The following is a 19,065-nucleotide window of genomic DNA, read 5'->3' on the forward strand; positions in this document are numbered from 1 at the left end:
GGCAGCTTGTTGTTCTTCTCGTTGGCACGCTTGACGGTGACATCGCTGAGCAGGAGCGCGGGGGCGAGGACGGTTTCCGGGGTCGTGGAGTTATAGTTGGCTACCCAGAGCTTGTTGCCTGCCGCTTCAATGCCGGAGCGGATGGCGCGCTGATCGATATCGGCGAGGGCTGCGCCGCGCACCAGTTCGCGCTTGCCGTCTGCTACAGAGACCTTGTAGAGCACGTGCGGCGAGAGCCCGGAGCCGAGGGTGGCTGCGTAGTAAACGCTGGTGAGGCCGCGGTCTTTGGCCATATCAAGCAGCTTCTTGTTGAGGTCATCGTCGGAGAGACCGTTCTCGGCTGAGATTTTAAGCACGCCGATGACGGACCGCGCTGGGCCGGAAACTGCGGCGCGCGCGTGGCCGTTGGATTGCGGGAGATCGCGCACGGGCACGCGGCCGATAAGGTAGCTCTCAAGCTTGCCCGCGGTGACGAGCTGCACGGCCTGGGCTGCGACGCCTTCATCATCGACGTCATAGGCGCCCATCAGATCCTTGCCGTCATAGGTCTTGAGGCTGGGGTCATCGACGGCGTTGAGAAAATCGGGCAGGATGCGCGCGTGATAACTGGACGCGAAGGGCCCGTTGGTGCGGGCCTCAGTGCCGAGACGCGGCCGCGTGGCGGCAAGTCCGGAAGCCAGAAGCGTGTGCATGGCCTCAGCTCCGGCGTGCGAGGAAAGAAGCAAAGGTCCGTGGTACTCCTCTTCGACCAGAGGCGCGTTGCGCAGATCGGCGAGCGAGGCGATTGTGCGCTCCGCGTGTTTTTCGAATTCATCGGGTGCGTCGAGCGCGGCGAGGGATCTTCCGCTGGAGGCGTTGGTGCGGTCGATGCGCATTCCATCGGCGGCCTGGGTGCCGACGCCGAAGGACTCCTGATAGCTGGAGCTGGCCTTGCGGACGATGGTGCCTTCACTGTTGACGAGCCATGTGGTGACAGCACGCGCGGAGAAGGATGAGACGCAGTACTGGACCGGGTTGTCTTTTGCCGCGTTACGGTAGAGCCCGCTGGCGTGCGCGACGCGGTCATCCCATGTCTTCTGCGCCTGATCGTTCAAATCGAGAGCTGTGGGCGCGGCGAGCGAGATGAGCGGCTTTTCCTGGCTGAAGTCATCGGCCTGCGGAGGGGTCTGCACCTGCTTGAGCTCGGCCTGCTTGCGCGCGTAGGCGTCCAGGGCTGCCTTATAGGCGTTGTCGGCGGCGGACCAGAGGGCGGAGCGCAGTGCGATGGGATCGTCGTCGATGGTTGTGATTTCGACTGCGCCGTCTCCGCGCGCGGTGGAGCTGTCGGTTTTGTAATCGCCTACGCGAACCGTTACGCGCGCCACGCGCTGATGGCCGCTCTCGGAGCCTTCGCTGGAGCCGAACTCAGCGCGCGTCTCAAAGTTGGTGACGTCCTCAATGCGGAACTCGATAAAAAATGGCTTTTGAAAGCCCTGGAGCTGGAGGCCGGACTTGCTGCGGTCCATCTCGGTGAGCATGGCTTTGAGGACGGGATCTTTTTCTGCTTCGGTGCGGGTTTGCTGGGCGGTGGCTACTGTAACGGAGATCGAGGCTGCGAGAAGAATTGCGATCCCTGGTCCCCAAATGCGAGGGACCAGGGGCACCCGGCACCCGAGAGTAGAGGCAGAGCGGATTGAGGTCACTTTGTGCCTCCTGTGGCTGAGGGGATGGGCAGGATTGGTGGGCGCGATGTGCCCTGCGGCTGGCGCTGCGTTTCCATCTCGCTGACCAGCATGGCTGGAGCAATGGCGCTGACAGGAATTGATCCCGACTCCGCGCCGCACTCGCCGTTGAAGACTTCGCTCTTGTTGCCGGTGGCCATGATGCGCTTCATGGCGGCAAGCGGTGTGCCGACGATGGAAACGCCGCGCACGAGTTCATCGGGGCGGCCATCGACGTAAACCCGGTAGACGACCAGCGGAATGACCTGAAAAGCCTGCGGCGAGGAGCGCGTGGTGACGGCGAAGCCTGAGGAAATGTCCTCGAAGTAAAGGCCGAAGGGCTTGTTCTGCTTCTTTGCCTCTTCAATGAGCTGCTTGCGCAGGTCGGCTTCGCTTTCGGTCTTGGTGGAGGTGACGATCAGGTTGCCCTGGCGGCCTGTGGGCACGTGGCCGGACTGCGCGCGACCGTGGCCGTTCGACTCTGAGAAGCTGGCGATGGGCAGGCGCGACATAAGGAAGGTTTTGAGCACACCATCCTGAATGAGATCGACGCGGCGAGCCTTCTGGCCTTCGTCGTCGTAGGCATAGGTGCCGCTGAGCCAGGTTCCGCCGAACTGCGAGACCGTGGGGTCATCCGACACGGACAGGAAGCTGGGAAGGACGTCTTTATTGAGATCCTTGGTGAAGGTCTGGCCCTCCTCGTCGCCGCGTTGGCGCTGGCCTTCAAGCCGATGGCCGAGGACCTCATGAAAGAAGACTGCGGCGGCGCGTCCGGAGAGAATCGCGGGTCCGTCGAAGGGCTCTGTTACCGGCGCTTTGCGGAGGGCTTCGAGGCTCTTACCCAGCTCTCGCACGGAGGCTTCCAGCTTGTCCTGCGAGGGAAGACCGTCCGGCGTCTCCGCCTCAAAGGTCTGCGCGCGGAAGAGGTCCATACCGTCATCGGCGCGTGTAACGGCAAGGATCACCAGCCGCGCTGCAACGTTGGGCGTAACGATCTTTGAGCCTTCAGAAGAAACGAAGTAATTGGTTGCGCTTGTGATCGACAGAATGGCTGCATTCTGATAGACATCCGGAAACTCGCGGAAGACCTTTGAGAGCGCTGTGACGCGTTTTTCCCATGCGGCGCGGTCGATGGCGATTCTGGGCGCGGGTGAGCCGATGGCTGTCTGCGGGGGCTCCTTGCTGAAGTCCGGCGAGGTGTCTTCTTCTTTGGCGCGGACCTGCGACTCGGTCTGGACGCGCAGATAGTTGTCGAGCGCGGTGGCGTAGCCGGAGTTGGTGGCGAGCCAGAGGGTACGCGAGAGCGCCTGACGATCGTCGCCGAGCGGAAGCTGGAGGCTGTTGACGGCGGAGGCGCGGTGGTCGCCGTGCGTGTTGTCGAGCTTAGGGTCACCGATGCGGACCTGCACGTCTGCCATGCGCTCACGCGAGGCTGCGCTACGGGCCAGAGCGCCGTATTGCGCCATGACCAGGACGCCGTCGGTGTCGCGCACGGAGTAGCTGAGGAAGTATGGTGGGGGCTGCTTCTCATCGCCCTGCTTGCCGAGCGAGGTGAAGGCGCGATGCAACTCCGTGCTCATGGAGTCTAAGAGGACTGGGGTGGATTGAGAGTGAATCTGCGCGGCGGATGCGGCGACGAACAGGCCGGGAAGGACGAACTTGAGCGGGCGCAGGCGACGCCTTGTGGAGCTGGCGCTGAGATTTGTGTGTGCGAAAGCAGCAAAATCGGGTAAAAACATCGGTAGCCAGATTGTCTCAGACTCTGGAGCCTGCCGAGGGGAGAATGCTATGAGATTTGTTCGCTGTGCTGTATTCGCGCTTGCTGCTCTGACCTGCGGCCTAAGCCTGTGCGTGAGCCAGGCTCCGGCTGCCGCTCAACCCGCTCCGCAATCTTCTGCGCAGGCTACGCCAGCGCAGCCCGCATCTACGGACGCCTACACGCTGTCGCCCGAGAAGCTGGCGCAGGCCAAGGCGCTGAACCGGATCCGGCTGACGCTGGAGATTGTGGGCACGCTTTGGGGGCTGGCCGTGCTGTGGATTCTGCTGGCCGGACGCTGGGCTGCGGGCCTGGAAAAGTGGGTCACGAGCATTTCGCGTTTCCGCTGGATTCAGGGGCTAATATTTTTTGCAATTTTTACGGTGATTACGACGATTGCCAGTTTGCCGCTGGACGCTGTTGGTCACGCCTCCAGCAGGCATTACGGGATCAGCGTGCAGCAGTGGGATGGGTGGCTGGGCGACCAGGGCAAATCGCTGGCCCTTGGCATCCTCATCGGTTCGCCTATTCTGCTGCTTTTCAACTGGATCGTACGTGTCTCGCCGCGCCGTTATTGGATATGGGTGTGGGTGATTTCGCTGCCGCTGATTGTGGCTTCCGTTGTGCTTACGCCGCTGGTGATCGATCCGCTGTTCAACAAGTTTGAGCCGCTGATGAAGACGCACGCCGAGCTGGTGACGAAGCTGGAGACGGTTGTGGCGAGGACCGGAACGAATATCCCGCCGGAGCGCATGTTTTTGATGAAGGCGAGCGAGAAATCGAACGGCATTAATGCTTATGTGACCGGCCTGGGGGCCACCAAGCGCTTTGTGATGTGGGATACGACGACGGACCGCATGCCGGACGACGAAATCCTCTTTATTTTTGGGCATGAGAGCGGTCATTACGTGCGGAATCACATTCCCAAGATGCTGACGATCTTTGCGGTCATGCTTTTTTTCGTCTTTTGGGGATGCGCGCGGTTTGGGGAGTGGCTGGTGCGGCGTTTTGGCGCGCGCTGGGGGATTGAATCTGTCGCAGGCCGTGCGGGGTTTCTTACGCTGATCTTTGCAATCTCCATTGTGAGCTTCTTTCTGACGCCGGTGACGAATACGATCAGCCGTCACTATGAGCATGAGGCGGATATTTTTGGTCAGGAAGCGATTCACGGCCTGGTGCCGGACCCGGTGAAGACTTCGGTTTCCGCTTTTAACCACCTGGGTGAGGCGTGGCTTGAAGATCCTGCTCCGAGTCCGATTGTGGAGTTCTGGGATTACAACCATCCTTCTGTGCAGACTCGCGCCAAGTTTGCCCGTGAGTATGATCCGTGGGTAAATGGGGGGCATGGCAAGTTCTTTGATAAGTAGGGATGAAGGACGAATGAGGAGGGATGAAATGTGCATCCAGGCAATTCAGTTGACGTTTGTGGCGGACGGGCTTTGAGGCTCCGCGGCACGAGGCCGTAAACTGGAGTTTCGCTATTCCTCGGATTCCTAAAAGGAGCGTTATGGCTTACCCCACGAACTACCGCTATACCAAAGAGCACGAGTGGATCTCGGTTGAGGGAAAGATTGGCACGATTGGCATTACCGACTACGCGCAGAACTCGCTTGGCGACATTGTGTATGTGGACGCGCCCAAGGTTGGGGATGCGGTGACGGCCAACGCTACGTTTGGTTCTGTTGAGAGCGTGAAGGCTGTCAGTGATTTGTTCTCGCCGATTTCCGGCACTGTGACTGAGGTGAATGAGTCGCTGAAGACGGAGCCGGACAAGATTAACTCCGCTCCGCACGAGACATGGATTATCAAGGTCGAGCTCTCCGATCCGGCGCAGTTCGATGGGCTGCTGGATGCGGCGGCGTATGAGGCATTCATTGCGGAAGAGCAATAAGAGAAGCGGGACTGAGGGACTAGGGGACTAAGGGACTGGGAGAAACAAATGGGCGAGTCATTTCGAGATTTGGCGGTTTGGCAAAGTTCAGTTGAAGCCGCTCTCACAATCTACAAGCTCACAGCCTCCTTCCCCGACTCCGAAAAATTTGGCTTAGTCAATCAGCTTCGTCGATCTGCAGTTTCCGTCCCTAGCAACATTGCTGAAGGATATGGCCGTGCGTCGCGTGGTGAATATGTGCATTTTCTGGGAATTGCACGCGGCTCTAATTCGGAAATTGAAACTCAGTTAGTAATTGCGAGAGGGCTGGGATCCGGTTCTAAAGAACTTCTGCACGAATCAGAGGAGTTCTGTAAAAAAGTCGGCATCCTGTTGAGTAAGTTAATGAAATCGTTACGACCGGCTGCAACAGTCCCTTAGTCCCTTAGTCCCTTTCGCAACATTTAGCTTACCGAGGACCTTTCATTACTATGCGCTACCTCCCCAAATCCCCTGCCGAGCGCGAGCAGATGCTTGCCGAGATCGGCGTCTCCTCGATTGACGAACTTTTTTCCGTCATTCCAGAGGAATATCGGCTGACTCGCGACCTGGACGTTCCCCGCCAGCAGGCGGAGAGCGAAATCATTGCTTACTTCAACGAGGAAGCCGCGAAAAACATTATCGGCTACGCAAGCTTTCTTGGCGGTGGCGCGTACCGGCATTATCGGCCGATCATTATTGACTCGCTGGTGCAGCGCGGCGAGTTTCTGACGAGCTATACGCCGTACCAGGCGGAGATTACGCAGGGCACGCTGCAGGCGATCTTCGAGTTTCAGACGATGATTGCCGAGCTGACCGGCATGGATGTGGCGAATGCCAGCATGTATGACGGATCGACCGGAGCAGCAGAGGCGGTGCTGATGGCGATGCGCATCACGGGACGGTCAAAAGCTGTGGTTGCGCGCACGGTGCATCCGGAGTATCGCGAGGTTCTGGCTACCTATCTTCGTCATCGCGACATGGCGACGAGCGAAGTGAAGTACGAAAAAAATGGCCGCATCGATCTTGCCGAGCTTGAGGCATCTGTGACGGAAGAGACCGCGGCGGTGCTGGTGCAGAGCCCGAATTTCTTCGGCACCATCGAGGACATTCCTGCGATTGCGGAGATTGCGCACAAGAAGGGTGCGCTGCTGATTGTTTCGATTGCGGAGGGGGTATCGCTGGGCATTGTTCGTCCGCCGGTTGAAGCCGATATTGTCAGCATCGAGGCGCAGAGCTTTGGTGTTGCGCTCAGCTATGGCGGTCCTTATGTGGGCGTGCTGGCGACGAAGGAGAAATACCTTCGGCAGATTCCGGGGCGGCTTGTGGGGCAGACGACGGACTCGAATGGTAACCGCGGGTTCGTGCTGACGCTTTCGACGCGCGAGCAACATATTCGCCGCGAGAAGGCGACTTCAAACATCTGCACCAATCAGGCGCTTGTGGCGCTGATGGCGACGATCTTTCTGACTGTTTACGGCAAGGAAGGGATTCGCGAACTGGCCTATCACAACATGGCCAAGGCTGCGTTTGCGGCTGAGACGTTCAAGCTGCAGTCGGGAGTGAAGCTGCTCTTTGAAGGCGCGCCGAGATTTCATGAGTTCGTGATTGACACTGCTGAGGTTCCGGCGCTCTGGAGCCAGCGGCTGCTGAATGAAAAGATTGTGGGCGGCATTGAGCTGAAGAAGTGGTACCCGGAGCTGGGCAATGCGACGCTCTGGTGTACGACGGAGCCGATTAAGCGGCGGGACATTGAAGCGGCGGCTAAGGTGCTCGCTGCGGGATTGGCGGAAGGATAGCAGTGCCTGTATGGATTGTCGTTTGCATGGCTTTGTAACAGGGCACGACTTTAGTCGTGCCGCTACAGGCAAAGAGAGGATCGGGCTTTAGCCCCTGCTATGGCGAAACCGAGGCGCAACGCATCCCCGGATGACATCATGCAACTTGATCGCACATTTTTTGCGACTACAAAGACAAGCATGAGGCGAGGGCTGCTTCAGTCTGAGCGAAATGCAGAACTACTGATTGATGTACTTCGTTCACTCGCAAGGGAGAGTGCCTTCACATCGCACGATTTTGTCATCATGCCTGACCATGTGCATCTTTTACTCACCGTGAATTCGGATATGACGGTCGAAAAAGCAATGCAACTTGTCAAAGGAAGATTCTCTTTTCGATTGAAGAAAGAATACGGAGTGATGGGAGAGGTCTGGCAGCGAGGATTTTCAGAGGTACAGGTTCTTGGCAAGAAAAGTTTTGAGACTCATCGCGTTTATATTGCTGAGAATCCTGTTAAGGCCGGCCTTGTCGAATCTGCAGAACAATACCCACATTGTTATCAATATCTGGCAAACAGGAAATCGGAAGTGCGGCAGGGGCTAAAGCCCGCCTAATTTATTAGCATCATGCGGCACGACTAAAGTCGTGCCCTGTTACAAAGCAATTGGATCGCGCATTCATAGCAATTGAGCCGTGAGCAGGAAGAGGCAGCAGAATGTCAACAACAGAAACTCCTGTAGTGAACAAGGCCATCGGTAAGGTTCGTCCGCACCAGACGCAGAATGAGCGGTTGGTCTTTGAGAAGTCTTCGCCCGGCAAGAAGGCTTACAAGCTGGCTCCGCTGGATGTGCCTGAGGTCGATCCAACAGCGCTGCTTGGTGACGCCGTCCGAAAAGACGCGCCAGGATTGCCGGAGCTGAGTGAGATCGAGATCATTCGCCACTTTACGCGGCTCTCGACGTGGAATTACGCCATCGATCTCGGTATGTATCCGCTTGGCTCCTGCACGATGAAGTACAACCCGCGCGTGAATGAGTGGGTTTCGCGCATACGCGGGCTTGCGGAAGCGCACCCTTATCGGCCTGATGCGCTGGCGCAGGGCATTCTCAATATCATTGACCTGCTGCAGAAGTGTCTGATCGAGATTACGGGCATGGATGTGATTACGCTGCAGCCTGCGGCGGGCGCGCATGGCGAGTTCACAGGTATTCTGCTGGTCCGCGCGTGGCATGAGTCGCAGGGCAATGCGCGCAAGAAGATCATCATTCCGGATTCTGCGCATGGAACGAACCCGGCGACTGCGGCTATCTGCGGATACCAGGTGGAGAACCTTAAGTCGAATGCCGAGGGCGGCATCGATCTTGAGGCGCTGGCCGCGCAGGTGGATGAAGAGACCGCTGCGCTGATGCTGACCAATCCTTCGACGATTGGTGTTTTTGAAGAGCAGATTCACAAGATCGCAGACATTCTGCATGACAAGGGCGCGCTGCTCTACATGGATGGCGCGAACATGAATGCGCTTGTGGGCAAGGTGCGGCCCGGCGACTTTGGCGTGGATGTGATGCACCTGAACCTGCACAAGACCTTCTCGACGCCTCATGGCGGCGGCGGGCCTGGTTCGGGGCCTGTGGCCTGCAAGAAGTTTCTGGAGCCGTTCTTACCGACGCCCGTGCTGATCCAAAAAGAAGATGGCATGAAGAGCTGGGAGTATGACAGGCCGCAGTCAGTGGGCCGTGTTCGCGCGTTCTACGGCAACACGGGTATGTTTATTCGCGCGCTGGCCTACATTCTGGCGAATGGGCCGGATGGGCTGCGGCAGACTACGGAAGACGCTGTGCTGAATGCGAACTACATTCGCAAAAAGCTGGACGGCGTGTATGAACTGCCCTACAAAACGCCGTCAATGCATGAGGTGGTCTTCAGCGATAAGAAGCAGGTTGCGAAGGGCGTGAAGACGGGCGACATTGCCAAGCGGCTGATCGATTACGGCTTCCATCCCTACACGGTGAGCTTTCCGCTGATTGTGCCGGGCGCGCTGATGATTGAGCCGACGGAGAGCGAGTCGCTGGAAGAGCTGGATCTGTTCATTGATGCCATGCGGTCAATTGCGAAGGAAGTGGAGGAGACGCCGGAGCTGGTGAAGTCCGCGCCGCACTCCACGCGTATCTCGCGGCTGGACGAGGTGACGGCGGCGCGCAAGCCGGTGCTGCGGTGGAAGCCGACGGAGTAAGCGCGGCGATTCGGGGTCTCTTGGCAAATCGTCGCTGCGATATAATTTGCGGCACGTTATGCAAACCATAGCTACTGGCTCGCAGACCCCGGGCGCTGCTGAGCAAGCCACTGCCGAGCCTGTTAGTGAATCGCAGCGAATTGTGTCGCTGGATGTTCTGCGCGGCTTTGCGCTGCTTGGGATTCTGTTCATCAATCTTCCGTCAATGGCCATGATTTCGGCTGCTCGCACCAGTCCGTACGCGTATCTCGACGCCACGGCTTCCGATGTTCGGATATGGGGAGCGCTCAGCGTTCTGGCCGACGGCAAGTTCATGGCAATTTTCTCCATGCTTTTTGGTGCAGGAACGTTCCTGATGGCGGACCGGCTGGACCGAAGCGGAACCCCGGCGTGGCCTGCGTATGGCAGACGTCTCCTGTTTCTTTTCGTCGTGGGGATGGCTCATGCTTACCTGCTCTGGCACGGAGACATCCTGGTTTCCTATGCGATTTGCGGTGCGACTGTATTTCTGTTCCGCAAGTGCGGCTCGAGGACTCTGATTCTTTGCGCCGGCATCTTCTTTGTGATTGGCATGGTGACCACGGTTGAGTCTGGCCGCGCTGTCGGTTTTGCCTTTCGGCAACTGCCAGAAATTTTTCCCACAGAAGTCTCGCCGCAGGCGGAAACACTTGCATTTCGTGGCAGGTTCATGGCTCAGCTTCCGATGCGCGCGAGCTATTCTTTCGCGAGCCAGACAGTCGGCTTTGCTATCTCGTCGTATTGGCGCATCGTGGCGGCCATGCTTCTGGGAATTGCGTTGATCAAGGGTGGATATTTTGCGCCGGGCAGAAAATCCGTGTTTTTTGGCAAAGTCGCGCTCGTTGCCGGTTTGCAGATAGGCATTGCGCTTGCGGTTTGTAGCGTTGCGTCCCTGTTTTACATCGGATGGGATTCGTATTACGGATTGCTAGCGTACGAACTGGGGAATTATCTTTCCAGCATTCCGTGCGCGCTTGGATGGATTGGGGCCATTCTGCTCTTGATGGCAACCGGAGCACGGGCCTGGCTGGCTCACTGGGTGGCACCGCTGGGACGGATGGCTTTTACAAATTACCTGCTGCAGACGATCATCGGCACCACGATCTTTTACGGCCACGGCCTTGGCATGTTTGGGAAGGTTCACCGCGCATCTCTGCTTCTGATTGCGATTGGCATCTGGCTCTTCCAGTTGGTCTTGTCCGCATGGTGGATGTCGCGATTCCGGTTCGGCCCGCTTGAGTGGCTGTGGCGCGGCTTTACTTATAAGAAACTTCCGCCGATTCGCCGGGCTGTTCCAGCCTAGCGGAATTGGCCTGCGTCAGGAAATCACGCGCAGGCTTGCTTCGCTGTAGCGTTGGACCGATTTATCCGTGCTGATCAGCGTGAGGTCTTCTGCGATGGCCTGCGCAATGAGGATGCGGTCGAAGGGGTCTTTGTGGTGTGGTGGCAGGCTATGGAGTGCACTGATGTGTTGCGGCCGTAGTAGAAGCTGCGCAGCAGTCAGTTGATCGAGAGTATCGACCCACCAGGTGCGAGGATTTCCTATGTCCATTGCACCTTTCATAGTTTTAATCATGACTTCCCAATAAGAGACGACGCTTAGAAAGCATTCTTCTGAGAGCAGCGCGTTGCGGGCGGCTACGGATAGCTTCTCTGGAGTTTGAAGGGCAAAGATTGCAACATGAGTATCGAGCAGGTAGCTACTCATAGTTGTCATGAAGGCGACGGCCAAGTAGCTCTTCTTCCGTGATCGGTTCATCCCAGCCTGGATACAGCTTGATGCGATCGCGCATGCCGCCAAGAATTACCGTGCGTTTTTCTTGAGTTCGCGGCGGCATAATTTCAGCAACAGGCTTGCCATGGCGGGTGATGACCACCTGCTCGCCGCCTTCCATGGCTCGAATCAGCTCAGGAAGACGATCCTTCGCCTCTGCTGTGCTCACCTGCATGACGAAATTATAGCCATAAATTATGGCTATTTTCAAGGGCGTTGTCGTCATATAAGATCGCGACGGGTCATCCACAGCCATCCACAACTTTTCGGAAAATGTCCACAGACGCTGCACTGGAATGCCCTGTAGCTGGGGCATTCCTCGTGTACTGAATCCCAAGTTAAGCCTAGACTCGATAAAACATGGCCACGCTTTCCAATCTCTCCAGCTCCGGCTTTTCGAACTTTGACCAAGGGCTGCCCGCTTCGATTGACGCTGAGAAAACCATTCTTGGCGCGATTCTGCTGGATAATGCCGCTCACTCCGAGGCTGCGGAAAAGCTTGAGGCGGATGATTTCTCGCTCGACTCGCACAAGCGGATCTACATTCGCATGAGCGAGTTGATGGACGAGCAGCGCGCGGTGGATATTGTCACGCTATCGCATCAGCTGGCGAAGTACAAAGAAGTGGAGTCCGTTGGCGGTGTTGCTTATCTTGCGTCGTTGACGGAGGGTTTGCCGCGCAGGCCGGTGATCGAAGAGTACATCCGGATCGTAAAGGACAAGAGCCTGCTGCGGCGGCTGATGATGATCTGCTCGGCGGCGATTGCGCGTGCGGCGGACCAGAGCGAGACGGCGCTGGAGGTTCTGGGCGCTGCGGAAGCCGGCCTGCTTGAGGTAAGCGAAAAGGGTGTGGGCGATGGTTTCCAATCGCTCGATCAGATTGTCGCCAACTCCTTCGGCACCATTGACAATCTTTATAAACAGAGCCGCGAGGTCACGGGGCTTGCGACAGACTTTTATGAGCTTGACCGTATGACGAGCGGGTTGCAGAAGGGCGAGCTCATTATCATTGCCGCGCGTCCTTCGATGGGCAAGACCGCATTCGCGATCAACATGGCGCAGAATGCCGCGGTGAATCACGGTGCGGTGGTTGCCGTCTTCAGCCTGGAAATGAGCAAGGAGTCGCTGCTGCGACGCATGCTGGCGTCGCAGGCGTGGGTGGATCAGCGCAAGCTGCAGACCGGCTTTATTGCTCGCGAGGATCAGGAGAAGCTGCAGCGCGCGTTGAACGATCTGGTCGAATCGAAGATGTTTATTGATGACACTGCGGGCATCTCGCTTGCGGAGATGCGCGCCAAATCACGGAGACTGCGGCAAAAGGCCGGCAAGATTGATCTGATCGTTGTCGATTATCTGCAGCTTATGTCTGCCACGCTGCCCTCGGCAGGTGGAAAGAAATATGAGAATCGCGTGCAGGAGGTTGCGGCTATCTCGCGCGGGCTGAAGGCGCTGGCCAAGGAGCTTGAGGTGCCGGTGGTTGCGCTCTCGCAGCTCTCGCGTGCGAGTGAAAAGCGCGGAGACGACAAGAGGCCGCTATTGAGCGATCTGCGTGAATCAGGTTCGATTGAACAGGATGCAGACGTTGTTGCTTTCATTCATCGTGAGGCGTATTACAACCGCGATGAAGAGCAGTCTGCAGCAGACAAGGCGAAGTCAGAGATTATTATCGCCAAGCAGCGTAACGGTCCGACGGGAGTTGTGTATCTGAACTTCTTGTCGAGCTTTACGCGCTTTGACAATCCTGATGCTGCGCATGAAAGCATGTGAAAAATAAAGTCTCTCAGTAGGCACGTGTTTCTGCGATATGCATATCTGAATCAAACACGAAACAATCGTTCGTCAACCGATTGACTGCAATGAGTACTACTGTTCGCGCTTTTGAAACGCCTCGATTCCACCTTCAAGAATGGCGCACACGTCTTCGCGGATTCCAGTAGATTTGCTTCCGGAATTTTCGATTGCTCCTGCTTTTTACGCAATTTTTTGTTTGTGTTCGCCTTGAACCAATCTGGCGTGTCAGAAATACCGATAGAACTAATCACCCTATATGGATGTTTTAATTCGGGAGGTGTGTCGCCTAAGAAAATTCTTTCTTCGGGTTCAAACACGACTTGTCGCAGACCTTCAAAAGTTGTGTCAGCTTTTATCCAACAAAACCTTCCATCCGCGGGTCTCCCAATTCCCTGTAAGTTCACCGGTGCCGCGCCCGATGGTGCGGAAGAACGGTCCCTTCGTATCGGCCGCCAACCTGGGGCCGTCTACATAGGCGGACAAAGCTTGCTCAAGATTATGGAGGCAGGGCATGGCGTGCTCCTTGCCGCCTTTTTCAGGAAGCCGTCCCTCATTTGGATAAATATGAGAATGCTAAACTTAATCACCGATGGTAAATGTCATTGTTCCTACTTTGAACGCCGCAAAAGACTGGGCGCTCTTTGCACCAGCGCTGCTCGCTTGCGTTCGACCGGAGCAGGTGTTGATTGTCGATTCAGAATCGACAGACGGAACGAGCGAACTGGCACACGCAGATGGATTTCAGGTGTGTACGATCAAGCGGGCTGAGTTCAACCATGGGGGCACACGGCAGATGGCGGTGAACTTGCTGCCATCTGCCGATGTCCTGGTATTTCTGACCCAGGATGCGGTACTGACTGACCCGAATGCGATAGAAAACATTGTGGCTGCCTTTGATGATTTGATGGTCGGGGCGGCATACGGCAGACAATTACCTCGCCTTCAGTCAGGGGCGATCGAAGCACATGCGCGTAGCTTCAACTACCCTGCGCTTTCCGATCTACGAGACTTAGCCAGTCGCGAGAAACTTGGGTTCAAGGCTATTTTTCTCTCGAACTCTTTTTCCGCCTACCGACGATCTGCACTGATGGGGATAGGAGGATTCCCGTTGGATGTGATTTTCGGCGAAGACACTATTACAGCGGCTCGTCTGCTGCAGGCAAAATATAAAATAGCCTATGTGGCGGACGCGTGTGTGTACCACTCGCATCCGCATACCTGGAAGCAGGAGTTCAACCGTTACTTCGATATCGGTGTATTGCACAGCCGTGAAAGCTGGCTTCTCAACGAATTCGGAAAGACGAGCGGAGAGGGCACTCGCTTTGCGCTCTCCGAGTTGCGCTACTTGTTGCAGCGCGATCCCGCGCAGATACCTTCCTCGCTGTTTCGCACCGGTCTCAAATTTCTCGGATACAAACTGGGCCTGAAGGAAGCACTGTTTTCCCCGGCAATTAAGCGTCGATTAAGCATGAATCATCGATTCTGGCAGTAGTTTCGTCCGGATCCGGAACCCGTATTATTGTTGCCATGCAGTCGATGCTAGGTGCAATGCAACGACACCTCGTCACGAAGATGTGCCGGATCTACCAGCCAGACCATCAAGCAAACAGCCAGACTGACTGGGTGCAGCAGTCCGCCTGGTCTAGCGCATTTGGGCGATGCATTTGGCAACCGCCCGCCACCCGCGAGCAGTTCACTGCACGACTGTGTCTTTGCCAGCCTGTGCGCTCGCTCGAATGCGATCCCGTCTCCGCACACAGAGTCTTCGCACGATCTCCTGGCACGTAATCCTGCGAAAAGCAGGGTCCTCGTGCTTCAGGTAACCTTTGCAGACTCGTCCGGCAAGGCGGACAAGGCGCTCTGTCCTGCCCAGCACGCCCATATGAAGATCCCAGAAATCGCATTCGTCAAGCAAGAGCTTGCGATAGCGGTCAGGGGTCATGCGGTCTTCCCGTTGCAGAATGGCGAGTTCATGATCGACGCGAATATCGCCTGCGATGAAGACTTGTTTGCCCGCCTCGTCAATACGTTGATAAAGACGAGTATCGCTGTTGTGCAAAGGAAAGCGAAGGTCATAGCCGCCCAGTTCACGGAGCGCGCTGACACGGAGCAGCGAGCTGGAGTTCAGCGCGGAAGTAAATCGTTTTCCGATCCCGTTGGTTCCGGGCGGCAGCACGCCAGGCAGGAATCCGCCGATGAAACGAAAGGGCGAAATCACTCGGCCATGATCGGCGATTTGAGGGACAATCGCCGCAACCTGATCGGCAGGCTGATACTGCCTGGCGTATGGTTCCAGCCGGAGCAGGAAATCAGCAGGCAGGCTGGTGTCTTGATCGAGTGTAAGTAGCCAGGAAAAGCTGTTTTGTTCCGCGAACGCGAGCGCTTCGTTATAGGGCACGGCCAGGCCGGGATTGTCGGGTGCGGCGCGATAGAGAACATGGTCCGGAAGCTCACCTGGATACTGTCCACCGGGTGTGTTATCGAAGACGAGAATGCCCAGACGAAAAAATGGTGAGGCAGACATCTCGGCTGCTCTCAACAAGGTCTGCAGGCTCGAAGATTCTGCGAGAGTTTTTTTGTAGAGTACGATGATCGCCAGGATGGACAGGTCTGCGGCGTCGTGAGACGTAGAGGGCGTATGGGTATCCATAGTGTTGCGAAACAAAGTCAGGACTGCGTTCAGTATAGCTCTGACCTTTAGATGGCCGCGCCTTGGCAGAAATGTCCAGATCTAGAGAAACATATCTCGAATCATTGCTTGAACGCCTGTGGGCGAGTAACGTTCATAGTGTTTTCTGCGCCGAAGCACTTGTGGCAAGCGACGGAGTCGGCTGAGGTTGAGCAGCCCCTCGCTCGTGCGGGCATGATCGGCTTTGGCTTCGATCTGGTCTCGTATCTGAAGCAGCCTCTTCTGCAGATCTTCCGATGGATAAGCCGTGGCTACCCTGAGCAAATCTTCAAACTGCTCGGCATATCCGCGATACTCTTCCTGATTTCGCTTGCGCGAGAGCGCGAGATAGTTACCCAGACCGTGATGCTGAATATAACGCCTCTTTTGTGCGGAGGTAATGGGAACGCCGATCTTCTGATTTTCATGGACACGATACGCCACAAGATGCTCAGGACAGGCCAGCAGCTTCCCTTCCAGAGCCAGAAGCAGAGCCAGCCATGCATCATGCGGCCAGCTCGCGGGCATAAGCTGGAGTTCATCCTTCCAAACCCGGCGAAAGGCAAAAGCCATCCCGGTGACAACGTTTCGCCTAAGCAGCTCCTCTACCGCGTGACCGGAACGCAGCCGCACCTGATTTACGGGAAGGAAGCTAAAACTCGTCCAGAGATCTCCTGAAATTTTGTTGGAGGAGATATCGATCAGGTCTCCATTGCTAAAAATTCCGTCCACCTGAGAATAGGTGTTGAAAAGTTCTCCCAACCGCGACAGCTTCTGCGGGTACCACACATCGTCCTGATCGGACAAAGCGATGACATCTCCTGAGCAAAGGGAGATCGCTTTAGCAAAGTTGCGACTATAGCCAAGGTTCTCGGCATTGCGCAGGATACGGACAGGAAAAGGAGCATGGCGGGCGAACTCTTCCACGAGGGAAAGGGTGCTGTCAACGGAGCCGTCGTCGCACAGGACAAGCTCATCGGGAAGTCGATGCTGCGCGATGAAACTCTGTAGTTGTTGGTTCAGATAACGTGCACCGTTGTAAGTGCATAAGGCAACGGATATTCGGAGACTCTGATTGGATGGGGAACAGCGGGTCTGGCTCATGGCGGTGGGGGGCGTTTGGAAGTTCTATTTTACCAACCTGGCTGCCGGTCTGGCGCACTTAGGACAGGCGAGGTGCTGAACTTAGAATCTTCCGGTAAGTCTCTTCCAGTTGTTCGCAGTGACGAATTAGAGTTGCGGGCTTCTGCCAGTAGCGATCATACGCCTCGCGGCCAAGGGCACTGGCAAGCGAGGGGGCATCGCGCAGGCGAGTGATCTTCAAAGCAAGATCCTTCACGTCACCGCCCTTGAAGATCAGTCCTGTGACGCCATCCTCCACCCATTCGCGCGCTGCGCTTGTGGAAGGAACAATCACGGGCACACCCATCGCCGCAGCCTCCGCAACAACCAGTCCCTGGGTCTCATACCAGCGCGAGGGGAACACGAGCGCTCGGGACTGGCGCATCAGTTCGCGCGCCTGGGGTGGAGATTGCCAGCCAGTCACGGTGACGGAAGGGGCAATACGCATAAGCTCATCTTTCAGCGGCCCACTTCCGATAAAGCGGACATTCAGAGCGAGCATGCGCGCGCATTCGGCAAGCAGGTCGGGGCCTTTTTCAGGAGACAGGCGACCCGCAAAACTGAAGGTGGAGAATGCCTCTACATTGGCGGGCTCGCGTTGCTCTATATCGATGAAGTTCGGCACGCGGTGCATGTGCATATCCGGTGGCAAGAACGGTTGGATAAGCTGCTGGCTCAGGTTTGAAATGGAGATAAAGTCCCGAATGCCTCCGGGCAGGCGGCCTGGATGGCTTTGCGCCCATTGCCGGCCAACACGCCAAAGCTTATGACCGTAGTTGCGGCTATCGCAGTTGGTGGCGATGCACGCCGCGGACATAGGCCGAAGAGTACAGAGCTGCTTAGTGGGATGGATGAAGAAGCTGCCTGTGGGGCAAACGCTGAAGTAGTCATGCAAGGTCAAAACGACGCGAAAGCCGAGCGAGGCAGCCAAGCGGACCACACTGCCCGACAGCCCCTTGGTCCAGGTATGCAGATGGAGGATCGTATTATCTGGAGAGAAGTCTGCGAGGCTTTCGCGCAGGCGGACGGCAGCGTTGCGGTTCCAGAAACCGCGCACAATCGCGCGCAGGCGATTGGGGTCCGCGACAATCTCATGTTGGCCCAGGCAGACAACGGTCAGGCCTGCAGTTTCACGCAGCATTGAATCGACCGGCCCGACGGCGGAGAAGACCAAAACCCGATGCCCCCGTTCCGCAAGGGCTACAGCACTGCCGAGAGCGATCTTGCTGGCGCCTCCATCGACATAAGCAAAGTCACTGAGGATGACAATATTCATATTCTTAGTGACTTGCCAGTGCGGCTATTGTTGGTTCCGACCGCCGAACCAAGCGACGCTTGAGCATCTCTGTAACAGGTTTTTCGATAAACCAATAAAGAGCCAAAGCGACCGCTATGGTAACGAATAGGCAGAGAGTAGCGCCCAGCAACTCATACGTGAGATTGTTGTGTCCGACTCCCGCGAGATGAAGCTTGATCAAGAGGTTGAAGAAAATATTCATGATCATATTGTGCGACAGGTACAGCGAGTAGGAAGCATCTCCCAGCAAGAGCGCCCAGCGGGGCAACAATTTACCCCACCGCGGTTCCATTACGACGATGGCGTGGACGATGAGTAAGGCGGGCAGGCCCCATACGATAACGCGCAGACCTACTGGTGTGACTGCGGGCGCGAACAGCAGGAATCCGAGAGCGAATAGTCCCAGGAGCGACGAAGTCATGAGAAAGCCCCGGTAGCCCCTGAGAACAGCGTAGCCGAGTAAGAGACCGGCAAGAAATTCGAGTAGCAAGGGGTCGAAAAGAACTGTGACGGGCGGCCAGGTGGGAGACCGAAAGACGCTGAGGCCAGCGAGCAGAAGCAGAGATGGTGTCAGCCACCCAATAACGCTTACCCGTAGCGCAAGTGCGGCGGCGAAGAGTAGATAGAACAGCACCTCGAAGGACAGGGTCCAACCTACGGCGAGAATGGGCTGAATGCCGAGGGAACTCTTATAAGGGATGAAAGTCAGGGATTTGAGGACAGCGGAAAAGGTGATCTGAGTGTGGACCTGGATATTGTCTGTGGCGTGATGCTGCAGTGCCAGCGTAATTGTGATGAACAGCAGGGTCATGGCCCAGTACATGGGTACAAGCCGAATGAAGCGGCGTGCAAGAAAGACTGCAGCCGGATGGCGTTTGTCTTCGCGTCCGAGGGTCGAAATGGCCATGACAAAGCCACTGATGATGAAGAAGATGTCTACGCCACTCGCACCGTTCTCCCAGAACGGAGTCGAGCTGCCGGGCACTAAATTAGCAAAACGTTGCGTGGAGTGATGGATGAC

17 protein-coding genes are annotated in these 19,065 nt (G+C 56.7%); 9 read left to right on the forward strand and 8 right to left on the reverse strand.

The window, feature by feature from the left end:
* Positions 1-1,682 (reverse strand): metallopeptidase TldD-related protein (locus tag ABSG47_RS14870; RefSeq protein ID WP_424170479.1); only part of this gene is annotated, 1,682 nt, incomplete at its 3' end.
* A complete protein-coding gene (locus tag ABSG47_RS14875) occupies positions 1,679-3,439 on the reverse strand; it encodes a TldD/PmbA family protein (RefSeq protein WP_424170480.1) in 1,761 nt (586 codons plus the stop codon). The genes ABSG47_RS14875 and ABSG47_RS14870, both read right to left, overlap by 4 nt.
* A 49-nt stretch (positions 3,440-3,488) precedes the next feature.
* Here ABSG47_RS14875 and ABSG47_RS14880 point away from each other — a divergent pair, with 49 nt between their 5' ends.
* The 7 genes from ABSG47_RS14880 (at position 3,489) to ABSG47_RS14910 (ending at position 10,695) form a co-directional block, all read left to right on the forward strand.
* A complete protein-coding gene (locus tag ABSG47_RS14880; RefSeq protein ID WP_424170481.1) occupies positions 3,489-4,823 on the forward strand; it encodes a M48 family metallopeptidase in 1,335 nt (444 codons plus the stop codon).
* Positions 4,824-4,963: 140 nt separating this feature from the next.
* Positions 4,964-5,347: a glycine cleavage system protein GcvH gene (gene gcvH, locus ABSG47_RS14885; RefSeq protein ID WP_424170482.1), complete on the forward strand. Its 384-nt coding sequence runs from the start codon at positions 4,964-4,966 to the stop codon at positions 5,345-5,347.
* Positions 5,348-5,395: 48 nt separating this feature from the next.
* Entirely contained in the window at positions 5,396-5,767 is a 372-nt protein-coding gene (locus ABSG47_RS14890) for a four helix bundle protein (protein WP_424170483.1), read from the forward strand.
* Between the two features lie 50 nt (positions 5,768-5,817).
* A complete protein-coding gene (gcvPA, locus tag ABSG47_RS14895; protein ID WP_424170484.1) occupies positions 5,818-7,164 on the forward strand; it encodes an aminomethyl-transferring glycine dehydrogenase subunit GcvPA in 1,347 nt (448 codons plus the stop codon).
* A 138-nt stretch (positions 7,165-7,302) separates the two neighbouring features.
* Positions 7,303-7,758 carry an REP-associated tyrosine transposase gene (locus ABSG47_RS14900; protein ID WP_424170485.1) on the forward strand — a complete coding sequence of 152 codons (456 nt, stop codon included), beginning with the start codon at positions 7,303-7,305 and terminating at the stop codon, positions 7,756-7,758.
* Positions 7,759-7,859: 101 nt separating this feature from the next.
* A complete protein-coding gene (gene gcvPB / locus ABSG47_RS14905) occupies positions 7,860-9,374 on the forward strand; it encodes an aminomethyl-transferring glycine dehydrogenase subunit GcvPB (protein WP_424170486.1) in 1,515 nt (504 codons plus the stop codon).
* A gap of 58 nt (positions 9,375-9,432) precedes the next feature.
* Positions 9,433-10,695, forward strand: a complete 1,263-nt coding sequence (locus ABSG47_RS14910; RefSeq protein ID WP_424170487.1) for a DUF418 domain-containing protein — start codon at positions 9,433-9,435, stop codon at positions 10,693-10,695.
* Positions 10,696-10,710: 15 nt separating this feature from the next.
* Here the strand turns inward: ABSG47_RS14910 and ABSG47_RS14915 are convergent, their stop codons facing one another.
* Both ABSG47_RS14915 and ABSG47_RS14920 read right to left on the reverse strand, forming a co-directional pair.
* Entirely contained in the window at positions 10,711-11,124 is a 414-nt protein-coding gene (locus tag ABSG47_RS14915) for a type II toxin-antitoxin system VapC family toxin (protein WP_424170488.1), read from the reverse strand.
* On the reverse strand, positions 11,093-11,482 hold the full coding sequence (locus ABSG47_RS14920) for a type II toxin-antitoxin system Phd/YefM family antitoxin (RefSeq protein WP_424170489.1): 390 nt from the start codon (positions 11,480-11,482) through the stop codon (positions 11,093-11,095). Before ABSG47_RS14920 ends, ABSG47_RS14915 begins: the two co-directional genes overlap by 32 nt.
* A gap of 44 nt (positions 11,483-11,526) precedes the next feature.
* Between ABSG47_RS14920 and dnaB the strand changes: the two genes are divergently transcribed.
* Together dnaB and ABSG47_RS14930 are read left to right on the forward strand one after the other, a co-directional pair.
* Positions 11,527-12,933: a replicative DNA helicase gene (gene dnaB, locus ABSG47_RS14925; RefSeq protein ID WP_424170490.1), complete on the forward strand. Its 1,407-nt coding sequence runs from the start codon at positions 11,527-11,529 to the stop codon at positions 12,931-12,933.
* A gap of 613 nt (positions 12,934-13,546) precedes the next feature.
* Positions 13,547-14,449, forward strand: a complete 903-nt coding sequence (locus ABSG47_RS14930) for a glycosyltransferase family 2 protein (RefSeq protein ID WP_424170491.1) — start codon at positions 13,547-13,549, stop codon at positions 14,447-14,449.
* Positions 14,450-14,650: 201 nt separating this feature from the next.
* Here the strand turns inward: ABSG47_RS14930 and ABSG47_RS14935 are convergent, their stop codons facing one another.
* The 4 genes from ABSG47_RS14935 to ABSG47_RS14950 form a co-directional block, all read right to left on the reverse strand.
* Positions 14,651-15,622 (reverse strand): glycosyltransferase family protein, encoded by a 972-nt coding sequence (locus tag ABSG47_RS14935; protein WP_424170492.1) that lies wholly within the window; start codon positions 15,620-15,622, stop codon positions 14,651-14,653.
* Positions 15,623-15,688: 66 nt separating this feature from the next.
* A complete protein-coding gene (locus ABSG47_RS14940) occupies positions 15,689-16,729 on the reverse strand; it encodes a glycosyltransferase (RefSeq protein WP_424170493.1) in 1,041 nt (346 codons plus the stop codon).
* Positions 16,730-16,787: 58 nt separating this feature from the next.
* A complete protein-coding gene (locus ABSG47_RS14945) occupies positions 16,788-18,023 on the reverse strand; it encodes a glycosyltransferase family 4 protein (protein WP_424170494.1) in 1,236 nt (411 codons plus the stop codon).
* Between the two features lie 4 nt (positions 18,024-18,027).
* A partial coding sequence (locus tag ABSG47_RS14950) for an acyltransferase family protein (RefSeq protein ID WP_424170495.1) occupies positions 18,028-19,065 on the reverse strand: 1,038 nt, incomplete at its 5' end.

It is taken from the genome of Occallatibacter sp. (assembly GCF_049510455.1).
Taxonomy (GTDB): Bacteria; Acidobacteriota; Terriglobia; order Terriglobales; family Acidobacteriaceae; genus Telmatobacter.

Excerpts from the sequence above, each read along its gene's own strand:
- ABSG47_RS14875 (WP_424170480.1), bottom strand. The coding sequence starts at position 3,439 with ATGTTTTTACCCGATTTTGCTGCTTTCGCACACACAAATCTCAGCGCC.
- ABSG47_RS14880 (WP_424170481.1), top strand. The coding sequence starts at position 3,489 with ATGAGATTTGTTCGCTGTGCTGTATTCGCGCTTGCTGCTCTGACCTGC.
- gcvH (WP_424170482.1), top strand. The coding sequence starts at position 4,964 with ATGGCTTACCCCACGAACTACCGCTATACCAAAGAGCACGAGTGGATC.
- ABSG47_RS14890 (WP_424170483.1), top strand. The coding sequence starts at position 5,396 with ATGGGCGAGTCATTTCGAGATTTGGCGGTTTGGCAAAGTTCAGTTGAA.
- gcvPA (WP_424170484.1), top strand. The coding sequence starts at position 5,818 with ATGCGCTACCTCCCCAAATCCCCTGCCGAGCGCGAGCAGATGCTTGCC.
- ABSG47_RS14900 (WP_424170485.1), top strand. The coding sequence starts at position 7,303 with ATGCAACTTGATCGCACATTTTTTGCGACTACAAAGACAAGCATGAGG.
- gcvPB (WP_424170486.1), top strand. The coding sequence starts at position 7,860 with ATGTCAACAACAGAAACTCCTGTAGTGAACAAGGCCATCGGTAAGGTT.
- ABSG47_RS14910 (WP_424170487.1), top strand. The coding sequence starts at position 9,433 with ATGCAAACCATAGCTACTGGCTCGCAGACCCCGGGCGCTGCTGAGCAA.
- ABSG47_RS14920 (WP_424170489.1), bottom strand. The coding sequence starts at position 11,482 with ATGCCCCAGCTACAGGGCATTCCAGTGCAGCGTCTGTGGACATTTTCC.
- dnaB (WP_424170490.1), top strand. The coding sequence starts at position 11,527 with ATGGCCACGCTTTCCAATCTCTCCAGCTCCGGCTTTTCGAACTTTGAC.
- ABSG47_RS14930 (WP_424170491.1), top strand. The coding sequence starts at position 13,547 with ATGGTAAATGTCATTGTTCCTACTTTGAACGCCGCAAAAGACTGGGCG.
- ABSG47_RS14940 (WP_424170493.1), bottom strand. The coding sequence starts at position 16,729 with ATGAGCCAGACCCGCTGTTCCCCATCCAATCAGAGTCTCCGAATATCC.
- ABSG47_RS14945 (WP_424170494.1), bottom strand. The coding sequence starts at position 18,023 with ATGAATATTGTCATCCTCAGTGACTTTGCTTATGTCGATGGAGGCGCC.